At 71.7% G+C, this 12,441-nt stretch carries 12 protein-coding genes; 7 read left to right on the plus strand and 5 right to left on the minus strand.

From position 1 onward, the window contains the following. The first annotated feature begins 52 nt into the window (after positions 1–52). Complete coding sequence (locus AB0878_RS30145) at positions 53–592, plus strand: MarR family transcriptional regulator (RefSeq protein WP_366583597.1); 540 nt, start codon at positions 53–55, stop codon at positions 590–592. Positions 593–791: 199 nt separating this feature from the next. Then, positions 792–1,193 (plus strand): MerR family transcriptional regulator, encoded by a 402-nt coding sequence (locus tag AB0878_RS30150; RefSeq protein WP_366583598.1) that lies wholly within the window; start codon positions 792–794, stop codon positions 1,191–1,193. A 52-nt stretch (positions 1,194–1,245) separates the two neighbouring features. Here AB0878_RS30150 and fdhA read toward each other — a convergent pair whose 3' ends face one another. Next, positions 1,246–2,460 carry a formaldehyde dehydrogenase, glutathione-independent gene (gene fdhA / locus AB0878_RS30155; RefSeq protein ID WP_366583599.1) on the minus strand — a complete coding sequence of 405 codons (1,215 nt, stop codon included), beginning with the start codon at positions 2,458–2,460 and terminating at the stop codon, positions 1,246–1,248. A 193-nt stretch (positions 2,461–2,653) separates the two neighbouring features. Between fdhA and AB0878_RS30160 the strand changes: the two genes are divergently transcribed. Both AB0878_RS30160 and AB0878_RS30165 read left to right on the plus strand, forming a co-directional pair. Beyond that, positions 2,654–3,652: an acetamidase/formamidase family protein gene (locus AB0878_RS30160; RefSeq protein ID WP_366583600.1), complete on the plus strand. Its 999-nt coding sequence runs from the start codon at positions 2,654–2,656 to the stop codon at positions 3,650–3,652. Between the two features lie 11 nt (positions 3,653–3,663). Continuing rightward, on the plus strand, positions 3,664–4,425 hold the full coding sequence (locus AB0878_RS30165; protein WP_366583601.1) for an SDR family oxidoreductase: 762 nt from the start codon (positions 3,664–3,666) through the stop codon (positions 4,423–4,425). Positions 4,426–4,428: 3 nt separating this feature from the next. Here the strand turns inward: AB0878_RS30165 and AB0878_RS30170 are convergent, their stop codons facing one another. The 4 genes from AB0878_RS30170 to AB0878_RS30185 form a co-directional block, all read right to left on the minus strand. Next, on the minus strand, positions 4,429–5,352 hold the full coding sequence (locus AB0878_RS30170) for an alpha/beta hydrolase (protein ID WP_366583602.1): 924 nt from the start codon (positions 5,350–5,352) through the stop codon (positions 4,429–4,431). A 138-nt stretch (positions 5,353–5,490) separates the two neighbouring features. Continuing rightward, positions 5,491–5,766: a YggT family protein gene (locus tag AB0878_RS30175; protein ID WP_366583603.1), complete on the minus strand. Its 276-nt coding sequence runs from the start codon at positions 5,764–5,766 to the stop codon at positions 5,491–5,493. A gap of 99 nt (positions 5,767–5,865) precedes the next feature. Beyond that, positions 5,866–8,160, minus strand: coding sequence for a glycoside hydrolase family 3 N-terminal domain-containing protein (locus AB0878_RS30180; RefSeq protein ID WP_366583604.1), 2,295 nt, complete (start codon positions 8,158–8,160; stop codon positions 5,866–5,868). Next, on the minus strand, positions 8,157–9,176 hold the full coding sequence (locus tag AB0878_RS30185; protein ID WP_366583605.1) for a LacI family DNA-binding transcriptional regulator: 1,020 nt from the start codon (positions 9,174–9,176) through the stop codon (positions 8,157–8,159). The genes AB0878_RS30180 and AB0878_RS30185 overlap by 4 nt, the downstream gene beginning before the upstream one ends. A 133-nt stretch (positions 9,177–9,309) precedes the next feature. Between AB0878_RS30185 and AB0878_RS30190 the strand changes: the two genes are divergently transcribed. The 3 genes from AB0878_RS30190 to AB0878_RS30200 are packed head-to-tail and all read left to right on the plus strand — an operon-like array spanning position 9,310 to position 12,393. After that, positions 9,310–10,602 (plus strand): extracellular solute-binding protein, encoded by a 1,293-nt coding sequence (locus AB0878_RS30190; protein WP_366583606.1) that lies wholly within the window; start codon positions 9,310–9,312, stop codon positions 10,600–10,602. Continuing rightward, on the plus strand, positions 10,602–11,567 hold the full coding sequence (locus AB0878_RS30195) for a sugar ABC transporter permease (RefSeq protein ID WP_366583607.1): 966 nt from the start codon (positions 10,602–10,604) through the stop codon (positions 11,565–11,567). The genes AB0878_RS30190 and AB0878_RS30195 overlap by 1 nt, the downstream gene beginning before the upstream one ends. A gap of 1 nt (position 11,568) precedes the next feature. Continuing rightward, on the plus strand, positions 11,569–12,393 hold the full coding sequence (locus AB0878_RS30200) for a carbohydrate ABC transporter permease (RefSeq protein WP_366583608.1): 825 nt from the start codon (positions 11,569–11,571) through the stop codon (positions 12,391–12,393). Positions 12,394–12,441 lie beyond the last annotated feature (48 nt).

The raw sequence follows: 12,441 nt of genomic DNA on the forward strand, positions 1-12,441 counted from the left end.
GCGGTATCTTGATACTCAAACCAAACTACCTTGAGGCTCAAGGGAGTGTCCAGTGGACCAGGACTCGGTCGGCGCCGGCCTCGCGGCGTGGCTGCGCGTGATGCCCGCCGGGGTCGACGCGGACGTCGAGGCCGCGCGCCAGCGGATCGGGCGGTTGTCGCGGCAGTTCGAGCAGGTGCTGGGCCGCGCGGCCGCCGCCCACGACCTCACCCCCGGCGACTGGCAGGCCCTCTCGGCATTGCACCGCTCCGGCGAGCCGCCCGTGCTCACGCCCAAGGAGCTCGGTGACCTGCTGGGCGTCACCTCGGGCACCGTCAGCGTCCGGATCGACCGCCTGGCCCGCGCGGGCCTGGTCGAACGCGTCGCGGCCGCCGACGGCCGCAGCCGCCCGATCCGCCTCACCCGCAAGGGCCGCGCCCGCTGGGCCGCCGCCACGAAACAACGCACCGACGACGAACGCGACCTCTTCGCCGGTGCTCTCGAACCCGGCCGCCTGGCCGCCCTCAACACCCTGCTGGCCGACCTGCTGGCGCGCTTCGAGTCGGAGTTCGGCCCGGCGTCCACAGTGGACCGAATCGGCGACGAGGCCTGACCTTCGCCGCAGCCGGGCAAGGATGCGGGAAGGGCGGCGCCGGTGGGCTCACCTCCGCGAGCCGGTCGAGCACCGCGGCCGGCGGTCCGGCGCCACCGGCTCGCCGACGAACCGCAAGCACCCCTGAGGTGGCAGCCCGGACCGAGATCCCGGACCTGGAGCTTGACCTGGAGCGCGCTCCAGGTGGGAGTCTGGACGGGTGGATTCCTACTCACCCGCCGAAGTGACCGCCCGGACCGGCTTCAGCATCGACACGCTGCGCTACTACGAACGCATCGGCCTGCTGCGCGACGTCCGCCGCACCGCGGGCGGGCGCCGCCGCTTCACCGAGGACGACCTGCGGTTCCTGCACCTGCTGCGCTGCCTGCGCGACACCGAGATGCCGATCGCGGAGATGCTGCGCTACGTCGAGCTGCTGCGCGAGGGCGACGGCACCCAGGCCGAACGCCTCGCCGTGCTGCAGGAGCACGAGACGCGCGTGGCCGAGCAGATCGACCGGCTGCGCGGGCACCAGGAGCACATCCGGATGAAGATCGCCGTCTACGGCGCCGCTCTCGAAAAGCCCGTGCCCGACCAGGCCGAAGCCCTGGCCAAGGTCTGAGCCGAGCCGGTGGAGCGGCACGGGCGAGAGCGCCACTCCACCGGAACCGTGCTCAGTTGAGCATTCCGTGCGGGTCCAGCACGTACTTGCGCGCCGCGCCCTGGTCGAACTCGTGGTAGCCGCGTGGCGCGTCGGTGAGGCTGATCGGCGTCGCGTTCACGGCCTTCGCGATCTGCACCCGGTCGTGCAGGATCGCCATCATCAGCTGCCGGTGGTACTTCATCACCGGGCACTGGCCCGTGGTGAACGAATGCGACTTCGCCCAGCCCAGCCCGATCCGGATCGACAGCGAGCCCTGGCGAGCCGCCTCGTCGCCGGCCCCGGGGTCACCCGTCACGTACAGGCCGGGGATGCCCAGCGCCCCGCCGGCGCGGGTGAGGTCCATCAGGGAGTTGAGCACCTCCGCCGGGTGCTCGGTGGCCGACTCCTTGCCGTGTCCGCGCGCCTCGAACCCGACGGCGTCGACACCGCAGTCGACCTCCGGCTCGCCCAGGATGGCGGCGAGCTGGTCCTTCGGGTCGCCCTTCGACACGTCCACGGTCTCACAACCGAAGCTGCGGGCCTGCGCGAGCCGTTCGGCGTTGAGGTCACCCACGACCACCACGGCGGCGCCGAGCAGCTGCGCCGACGCGGCCGCGGCCAGCCCGACCGGACCGGCACCCGCCACGTAGACCGTCGACCCCACCGTGACCCCCGCCGTGACGCAGCCGTGGAAGCCGGTCGGGAAGATGTCCGAGAGCATCGTGAGGTCCAGGATCTTCTCCATCGCCTGGTCGCGGTCCGGGAATTTCAACAGGTTCCAGTCCGCGTAGGGCACCATCACGTACTCCGCCTGGCCGCCGACCCAGCCGCCCATGTCGACGTAGCCGTAGGCCGAACCCGGCCGGTCCGGGTTCACGTTCAGGCAGATGCCCGTCTTGCCTTCCTTGCAGTTGCGGCAGCGTCCGCACGCGATGTTGAAGGGCACCGAAACCAGGTCGCCCACCTTGATAAACTCCACGTCGCGGCCGGTCTCGATCACCTCTCCGGTGATCTCGTGGCCCAGCACCAGCCCCTGCGGTGCAGTCGTGCGGCCGCGGACCATGTGCTGGTCGGAGCCGCAGATGTTGGTCGCGACGTTCTTCAGGATCACACCGTGCTGGGTTTCCCGGCCTACGTTCGCCGGGTTCACCCCCGGCCCGTCCCTGAGCACGAACCCGGGATACTCGATCGTCTCGACCTCGACCTTACCCGGTCCCACGTAGCTGACTGCCTTGTTGCCCGCCATGATCTTCTGGCCGCCTTCCTCGTTCTCCGGTGAACAGGTTTGGCGCGGCGTTGGGTCTGCCCGTCACGTCAGGCATTCCATGCTAACCCCGTCGCGCACACCGGCGCGCTGACTTGCCCGCGGCCGCGCGGGTGGGCAAGATCGACCGCGGCGGGGGGCCGGTCGTGTGCAGCCTTCGGCATGAGGAGCCAGTGTGGAGATCGTCGAGTTCACCCCCGAGCGCGAGCAGTACGCGTGGACCTTCGGCGGGGTCGCCCCGATCCGGACGGTGAAGCCCGGCACGGTGTTGAAACTCTGGACCGAGGACGCGTTCAGCGGCCGGTTGCAGAGCGCGTCGGACAAGCCGAGTGAGAAGCTCGACATGCGGGAGGTCAACCCGCAGACGGGACCGTTCTTTGTGGACGGCGCGGAACCCGGTGACACACTGGCGCTGCACTTCGTGGACCTGGAACCGGCGCGCGACTGGGCGGCGTCGGCGACCATCCCGTTCTTCGGCGGGCTGACGGCCACCGACCGCACGGCGATGCTGCACGAGCCGCTGCCCGAGCTGACCTGGATCTACCAGCTCGACCGCGAGAAGCAGGTCGTGGTGTTCGAGGCGCTGCGCGGCGACTTCCGCGTGGACCTGCCGGTGGAGCCGATGCTCGGCACGGTCGGTGTCGCGCCGGCCGGGCGGGAGGTCCGCACCTCCTTGGTGCCGGACATGTTCGGCGGCAACATGGACACGCCGGAGATGAAGGCGGGTGCCACCTGTTACCTCGGCGTGAACGTGCCGGGTGCGTTGTTCTCGGTCGGCGACGGGCACTACCGCCAGGGCGAGGGCGAGGCGTGCGGCACGGCCGTGGAAGGCGCCATGAACGTGACGCTGATCGTGGAGCTGATCAAGGGCGGCGCGCCGGTGTGGCCGCGCATCGAGCAGGACGAGAACTACGTGGTCGTCGCGTCCTCGCGTCCGCTGGAGGACGCGTGGCGCTCCAGTCAGCACGGCATGATCGGCTGGCTCGGCGAGCTCTACGGGCTCGACCCGCTCGACGCCTACCAGCTGCTCACGCAGATCAGCCAGGCCCCGCTGGCCAATGTCGTCGACGCGAACTACAGCGCCGTCACCAAGATCGCCAAGCGCCTGCTGCCCACGGGCGAGGCCTACGGCGGAATGCACCGGTACCTGCGCGAGCAGGCCGCGAAGCTCTAGGAGGAAAACGCATGGATCTGCGGCTGGCCGGGCGCAAAGCCCTGGTGACCGGCGGTACCAAGGGGATCGGGCGCGCGGTCGTCGCCGCGCTCGCGGGCGAGGGCGCTGCGGTGGCGTTCTGCGCACGCACCGAATCCGAGGTCCGCGCCACGGAGAAGGAGTTCCGCGACGGCGGCGCGACGGTGTCGGGCGAGGCGGTGGACGTCGCCGACGCCGACGCGCTGACCGCGTGGGTCGAGCGCGCCGCGACCGACCTCGGCGGCCTCGACATCGTGGTGGCGAACGTCAGCGCCCTGTCCATCGGCCCGACCGAGGAGAACTGGCGCGCCAGCTTCGAAGTCGACCTCATGCACACCGTGCGCGTCGCGGAGACCGCGCTGCCGCACCTGGAACGCAGCGACGCCGGCTCGATCATCGCGATCTCCAGCGTTTCCGGGCGTGAGATCGACTTCGCCGCCCCCGCCTACGGGACGATGAAGGCCGCGGTCGTGCACTACATCCAGGGCCTGGCGTTCCAGCTCGCCCCGAAGGGCATCCGCGCCAACACCGTGTCGCCCGGCAACACCTACTTCGAGGGCGGCATCTGGCACAGCACCGAAAGCGGTAACCCGGAGCTGTTCAACACCGCGCTCGGCCTCAACCCGATGGGCCGCATGGGCACGCCGGAAGAGATCGCGTACGCGGTGACCATGCTGGCGAGCCCGCAGGCGTCGTTCATCACCGGGACGAACCTGGTCGTCGACGGTGCCCTGTCGCGGGGTGTGCAGCTGTAGTTCTCAGTTACCGTCGGTGCCTCGGGCTCTTGCGCCCGGGGCACCGAGCTGTTCGCGCAGGAAGCCGAGTCCCCGGGTGGTCATGCGTTCGCGGGTACCGAGCCCGTAGACGTGCCCGACGTCCTCGAGCCACGCGAACTCGGCGTCGGCGCCGGCCTGCCAGTAGGTGGCGACGAGGGTTTCGCTCTGGGTGATGGGCACGACGTCGTCGGCGGTGCCGTGCACGACCAGCAGCGGCGCGGCGGACTCGCTCACGTGCGTGAGCGGGCTGGCCGCGGCGGCGAGCGCCGGGTGCTGCGCGGGCGCGCCGCCGAGCAGCCACGCGTGCGGGTCTTCGCCGGTGGCGTGGAACGGTGAGCTCGGCGGGGGCGGCGGCAGCCGCGTGAAGTCCGACGGCGGGCTCCACGCCACGGCCGCCTGCACGCCGGAGTCCGGGCCGAGCACGCCGACGTCGCCTTCCAGCTCGGGCCGGCCGCCGGTCACGGCGAGCATCACTGCGAGGTGCCCGCCCGCGGCGTGGCCCCACGCGGCGAACCGGTCCGGGTCCAGCGCGAGCGTCGCGTGGTGGTGCCGCAGCCAGCGCACCGCGGCCTTCACGTCGTGCAGCTGCGCCGGGTACACCGCTTCGCGGCTGTGTCTGAAGTGGACCAGGCCCACGGCGAACCCGGCCGCGGGCAACCGTTGGGCGAGGTACCGGCCGAGTGGCGCGTGCTTGGGCGAACCCAGGGCGAACGCGCCGCCGTGGACGAACACCACCACCGGCCACCCGGTGGGCGGCGGCGGACCGGCCGGCACGGCCAGGTCGAGCAGCAGCGGCCGGTAGCCGAGCAGGGGAGCTACCACGGCGTCGCGGTAGAGCACCCGGCCGGCGGCGGGCTCGGGGTCCGGCGGGGCGGTCTGCGGGAGAACGGGGAGCACCTGGGTCACCAGCCGACTATCACCCACCCCGGCCTCCGATCGGTAGCCGTACCAGGAAGCGGGACAAGGTGGTGTTTTCCCGGCATCCGGACCGATTTCGCGCACGGGAAAGGTGCTGCCCCTCGCCCGGGCGGCGAGGGGCAGCCGTCACAGGGCGAACGCGATCGACCGCACGATCAGCGCCGCGAAGAACACGACGGTGAACGCGAGGTCGATCGACAGCCCGCCGGCGCGCACGGGCCGCAGCACGCGGCGCACGGGCGCGATCACGGGCTCGGTCACGCGGTGGCTGTAGTAGCGCGCCTTTCCGAGCCACACCGGCCCGGTGGTCGCCAGGCGCGTCCAGTCCAGGATCATGCGCGCGATCAGCGCGAGGATGAACAGGGTCAGCACGTACCCGACCAGCGTTCCGATCAGGCTCATCACACACTCCTCAGGGTGGGTCGTTCACCTGGCTCAACGCCGGGAGCGCCCGCGGAGTGTCCCGTTTGCCGGAGTTCTCAGCGAGTTATCAGCGAATGGTCAGCCCGGGACCACCGTGACCAGCGGCTGGAGCACGCGGTCGAAGCCCACCACGCGCCGCGATCCCGTGACCGGCACCGCCAGCACGGTGTGCGCTACGGCGCTCGACGGGCCCACGCGCAGCTCCACGGCCCCGGTGTCGACGATCCGGTCGCCGGCCCGGCCGGTGTAGGACGTGAGGTCCGCGTGCAGGTCCAGGTGCGCCACGCGGGTCTGCCCGGGCGGGAGCGTCACGCGCGGCGCGGCGATCAGCTGCCGCAGCGGGCGCGCGACCTCGGCGACCGGGTCGTGGAGGTAGACCTGCACGACTTCCGAGATCTCCGTGCCGTGGGGGTTGTGCAGCGTCACGCTCACCCGGCACGAACCGTCCGCCGGCCACACGGTGGCGCCGGTGACGGAGACCCAGGTGGCCGGGTGGTAGGCGAGGCCGTGGCCGAACGGGAACAGGGGCGTGGGGTCGACCGAGCTGACGTCGCTGCGCGCGGCCAGCGCCGCGCCGAGGTAGGTCGACGGCTGGGCCGCCCCGGCGGCCGGGAAGCTCACCGGCAGGCGGCCGGACGGCTCGACCCGGCCGGTGAGCACCCCGGCGAGCGCCGCCGCGCCCTCTTCCCCGGGGTAGAACCCGCACACGACGGCCGCCAGGCGCTCGACCTGGCGCGACAGCTCGTAGGGCCGGCCGGACAGCAGCACCAGCACCACGGGCGTGCCCGTCGCCAGCACCGCTTCGAGCAGCTCCTCCTGCCGGCCGGGCAGCCGCAGGTCGGCGGCGTCGCAGCCTTCGCCGGACGTGCCGCCTCCGAACAGGCCCGCCCGGTCGCCGAGCACGGCGACGCAGACATCCGCCGCCGCGGCCACCTCGACGGCTTCGGCGAGATCGGCGTCCGTGCCGCCGGTGACGCCGCAGCCCGCGGCGAAGGTGACGTCGAACGACTCCCGCAGCGCCTCGGCGACCGTGGGTACGTCGAGCCCGAACGGCACGTCCGGGTGGTGGACGCCGACGTGCATCGGGAACGAGTAGCAGCCGAGCATCGCGCCCGGTTCGTCCGCGCGCGGGCCCACGACCGCCAGCCGAACACCGGAACGCAGCGGCAACGCTCCGGTGTTCGACAGCAGCACCACCGACCGCTCGGCGAGCTCCCGGGCGAGCGCCCGCGACCCGGCGTCGTCCAGCTCGGTCCCGGCCGGGTGGGGCGACCAGCCGGGGTCCAGCAGGCCCAGCTCGAACTTCTGCGTCAGCACGCGGTGCAGCGCACGGTCCACCAGGGACTCGTCGACGGTGCCGTCGGCCAGCGCGGCCACCAGCGGCGGGCCGTAACAGTCCACTGTGGGCAGTTCGACGTCGATGCCCGCGGTCAGCGCCTGCCCCGCCGCGTCCGCCGGTCCGGTGGCGACGTGGTGCAGGGCGTGCAGGAACGCCACGGAGAAGTAGTCGGACACCACGGTGCCGGTGAACCCGAAGCGTTCGCGCAGCAGCGTGGTGAACAGTTGCGGGTCGGCCGCGGCCGGCAGCCCGTCGAGGTCGGTGTAGGAGTTCATCACCGACCGCGCCCCGGCGCGCAGCGCGTGCTCGAACGGCGGCAGCAGCACGTCGGCCAGCTCACGCGGCCCGACCGACACCGGCGCGAGGTTGCGCCCGGCCTTGGACGCGGAGTAGCCCGCGAAGTGCTTGAGCGTCGCGACGATCCCGGCCGACTCGAGCCCGGCGACGTAGGCCGCGCCGATCGTGCCGACGAGGTACGGGTCCTCACCGATGGTCTCCTCGACGCGGCCCCAGCGCAGGTCCCGCGCCACGTCCAGCACCGGCGCCAGCCCCTGGTGCACGCCGAGCGCCCGCATGGTCTCCCCGATGCGGAAAGCCATGCGCCCCACCAGATCCGGGTCGAAGCTCGCGCCCCAGCACAGCGGCGCCGGGTACACCGTGGCCTGCCAGGCCGCCAGGCCCGTGAGGCATTCCTCGTGCACCACCGCGGGGATGCCGAAGCGCCCGCGCGTCACGATCTCCTCCTGCGTCCGTGCGAGGCCCCGCGCGCCGATCTGCGGATCGACCGGCCGCGTGCCGAACGCGCGGGTCAGCTGCCCGACCCCGTGCGGCACGAGCGCGTCCCAGTCCGGCGGGTCGTGGGCGAAGTCGTGCTGGTGCGGCGCGACCTCGCCGCCGGAGTCCATGCCGACCCAGATCCCGGACAGCTGCGCCACTTTTTCCCGCGTGGTCATCCGCGCGACGAGGTCGCGCACGCGCTCGGCCACGGGCAGCCGCGGGTCGCGCCAGGGTTCGGGCGCGGTCTCGGTCGTCACGAGCCCGCCCGCGGCGCGGCGCTCGACGAGCGCACCACCAGTTCCGTGTCGAGCACCACGGGCTCACGCTCCTCGGGTTCGCCGTTGATGAGTCCGATGAGGACGGTGATGGCACGGTGGCCCATCTCGCGGATGGGCTGCTGCACCGTGGTCAGCGGGGGAGTGCACAGGGCCGACTCGGGGATGTTGTCGAAGCCGACCACCGACACGTCGTCCGGCACGCGCAGGCCCAGTGCCGAAGCGGCGTCCAGCGTCGCGAGGGCGGAGGTGTCGTTGGCGGCGAACACGGCCGTGGGCCGGTCGGGACGCGTCAGCAGCTCCCGTGCCGACGCGCCCGCCAGCTCGCCGTCGTAGTCACCCGCCACGACCAGGGTTTCGTCCACCTCGACGCCGGCCGCGGCCAGCGCGCGCCGGTAGCCGGTCTCGCGTAGCTGGGCGGATTGCAGGTCCGGCCGGCCCGCGAGCAGCGCGATCCGCCGGTGCCCGAGCGTCAGCAGGTGCTCGGTCGCCAGCTGCGCGCCGCGCAGGTTGTCGGAGACGATCGCCGGCAACGGCGAACGCCCGGTGTGCGGATCCACTGCCACGACGGGAGTCCCGGGCAGGCCTTCGAGCTCGGCCGCGGGCGTGACGAGCACGGCGCCGTCGACGAGCGTGCCGCTCAGGCGCGAGAGGTACCGGCGCTCCCAGCCCTCCGGATCGCCGGTGCGCCCGCCCGCCGAGTACACGACGAGCTCGAACCCAGTGCCGCGGATCGCGTCGGCCGCACCCTTGAGCAGCTCGGTGGAAAACGGCTCGAGATCGGCCACGAGGATGCCGATGACGTTGGTCTTGTGGTTGCGCAGGCTCTGCGCCACGAGGCTCGCCTCGTACCCCAGCTCGTCGATCACGGCGCGGACGCGCGCGAACGTGTCGGCGGCGACGCCGTAGCGCTGGTTGATCACCTTCGAGACCGTCGCGACCGACACTCCGGCACGGGCGGCGACGTCACGGATCGTGACACGGGAACGAGGCTGCACCGGCACAGACTAGCGATGTAAAACGTTATCGACAACGATTGACACGGGAATTTCGGGCGCGCAGACTCTTCGCCATCCCGGGCACCGTCACGCCCCGTCCAACTCGGCCGAAGTCGTCAGGAGTGGATCCGCCATGCGTCCCAGCCGGAGAATTCCCCTCGCCGCGCTCGTCGCGACAGCCGCGCTCGTGCTCTCCGCGTGCGGGGGAGGTGGCGACGAGGCCCCGGCCGCCGCGTCGGGACCGGTCACGCTGACCTGGTGGCACAACGGCACCGCGGAGCCCGTGCGCTCGCTGTGGCAGCAGGTCGCCGACGACTACCACAAGGCGCATCCGGACGTGTCGTTCACGGTGCAGCCGATCCAGAACGAAGAGTTCCCCACCAAGGTGCCGCTGGCGTTGCAGTCGAACACGCCGCCGGACCTCTACCAGCAGTGGGGCGGCGGGGACGAGGCTTCCCAGGTCGAATCGGGCCGCGTGGCGGACCTGACGTCGTCGGTGCAGGGCTGGATCGGCGGACTGGGCTCGATGGCGCAGGGCTGGCAGGTCGGCGGGAAGCAGTACGGCGTGCCGTACGTGCAGCACGTCGTCGGGTTCTGGTACCGCAAGGATCTGTTCGCGCAGGCCGGGATCACGGCGCCGCCGACGACCATGGCGGACTTCAACGCCGCCGTCGGCAAGCTGAAGACCGCGGGTATCGCACCCATCGCGCTCGGCGGCAAGGACCGCTGGCCCGACGCGTTCTACTACGACTACTTCGCCGTGCGCGAGTGCTCGCCGCAGGTGCTCAAGGACGAGATCGCGGCGGTGAAGCTGCAGAACCCGTGCTGGGTCAAGGCCGGCCAGGACCTGCAGGGCTTCCTCGCGACGCAGCCGTTCCAGACCGGCTTCAACGGCACGCCGGCCCAGCAGGGCGCCGGCAGTTCGGCCGGGCTCGTCGCCAACGGCAAGGCCGCGATGGAACTGCAGGGCGACTGGGACCCGAGCACGATGTCCTCGCTCACCGACGACAAGGATCTCGACAGCAAGCTCGGCTGGTTCCCGTTCCCGTCCGTGCCCGGCGCCGCAGGTGACCCCGCCGTGCTGCTCGGCGGCGGCGACGGGTTCTCGTGCACGACGCGCGCGGCGGCCGCGTGCGCCGGGTTCCTGCAGTACCTCACGAGCACGCCGGTGCAGCAGAAGATCGCCGAGGCCGGCTCGGGCCTGCCGGTGAACGCGGACGCGGTGGCGTCGTTGAAGAACGAGTCGCTCAAGTCCGTGGCGGAGCAGACGCGCAAGGCCTCGTCCGTGCAGATGTACTTCGACCGCGCGTTCCCGACCGCCGTCGGGCAGGCGCTCAACGACGCCGTCGCGAACCTGTTCGCGGGACAGGGCAACCCGGAAGCGGTGGTGCAGGCCGTGAACCAGGCCGCCACCGGGAACAAGTGATGGCGGCTCCCGCCCCGCCGCGGCCGCTCGCGCGGACCGTCCACAGTGCACGCGAGCGCCCCGCGCGGCGCCGGGGCCGCACCCGGCTGGAGCTCGCGCTGCTGCTCGGCCCGGCGCTGGTGCTATTCGCCGGGTTCGTGCTCGTGCCGATCGGCATCGCGGTGTACTACAGCCTGTACTCGTGGAACGGGTTCGGCCCGCTCACCGACTTCGTCGGGCTGCAGAACTACGCCGACGCGTTCGGCGGCGCGGTGTTCCGCGGCGCGATCGGGCACAACGTGATCATCGCCGTGCTCTCCATCGTGATCCAGCTGCCGCTGAGCATCGGCCTCGCGCTGCTGCTGGACCGCAAGCTCAAGGGCCGGACGGTGCTGCGGATGGTCGTGTTCGCGCCGTACGTGCTGTCGGAGGCGATCACCGCCGTGATCTGGCTGCTCATGTTGCAGCCGAACGGGTTCGTGGACGAGCTGCTGCGCGGTGCGGGCCTGGGCGGGCTCGTGCACCAGTGGCTCGCGGACCCGGGGATCGTGCTGTACACGCTGTTCGTGGTCATGACGTGGAAGTTCCTCGGCTTCGGCATCATCCTGCTGCTCGCGGGCTTGCAGGGCGTGCCACCGGAGCTGCGGGAAGCGGCCGCGCTGGACGGCGCCACCGCGTGGCAGACCACGCGCCACGTGGTGCTGCCGCTGCTGGGCCCGACGATCCGGATCTGGGTGTTCCTGAGCGTCATCGGTTCGCTGCAGCTGTTCGACCTCGTGTGGATCATGACACTCGGCGGCCCGGCCAACGCGTCGACCACGATGGCCAGCTACCTCGTGGACCACGGGTTCAAGCGCTACGAGTTCGGCTTCGGCAGCGCCGTCGCGGTGGTGCTGTTCGCGATCTGCTTCGTGTTCGCGCTGGTGTACCAACGGTTCGCGCTGCGCCGCGACACCGCGGGTGCCCTGACCCGGGCGGTGAGCTGACGTGGCGGGCCGGCGCTGGGGCCTGGTCGCGAGCTATGTGGCCGCGGTCGTCGTCGTGGTGGTCACGGTGGTGCCGCTGCTGTTCGTCGCCCTTGGCGGCTTCCGCACCAACGGGCAGCTCAACCGCGACCCGGCGGGCCTGCCGGGGCCGTGGGTGTGGGACAACTACCGCAGTGTGATCACGTCACCGGACTTCTGGCGGTTCCTCGGCAACAGCGCGCTGATCGCGGTGATCGCGACGGTGCTGGCCGTGAGCCTGGGGTCGATGGCGGCGTTCGCGTTGTCCCGCTACGTGTTCAAGGGCCGTGAAGCCGTGTATGCGCTGTTCACGCTCGGGCTGTTGTTCCCGCTGGGCGTCGCGACGCTGCCGCTGTACCTGTGGTTGCGCCAGCTCGGGCTGCTGGAGAACCCGCTGGGCGTCGCGATCCCCGAGGCGGCGTTCTCGCTGCCGGTGACGATCGTGATCCTGCGGCCCTTCATGCACGCCGTGCCCGGGGAGCTCGAGGACGCCGCGGTGCTCGACGGGGCGAGCCGGCTCGGGTTCTTCTGGCGGATCATGCTGCCGCTCTCGGCGCCCGCGCTCACCACGGTGGCGGTGCTCGCGTTCGTCACGAGCTGGAACGCCTACCTGCTGCCGCTGCTGGTGTTCAACGACACCGCGCACTTCACGCTGCCGCTGGGCGTGGCGACGTTCCAGTCGCAGTACTCGCAGGACACGGCGCGGGTGCTGGCGTTCACCGCGCTGTCGATGGTGCCGGCGCTGGGGTTCTTCGTGGTGGCGCAACGGCGGATCGTGGGTGGGCTGACCGGGTCGGTCAAGGGCTGATCACTTGCCCTGTCCGGTGGTCTGCGGTGGAGTGAGGAGGCACGCACC

Source organism: Amycolatopsis sp. NPDC047767, assembly GCF_040704195.1.
Taxonomy (GTDB): Bacteria; Actinomycetota; Actinomycetes; order Mycobacteriales; family Pseudonocardiaceae; genus Amycolatopsis.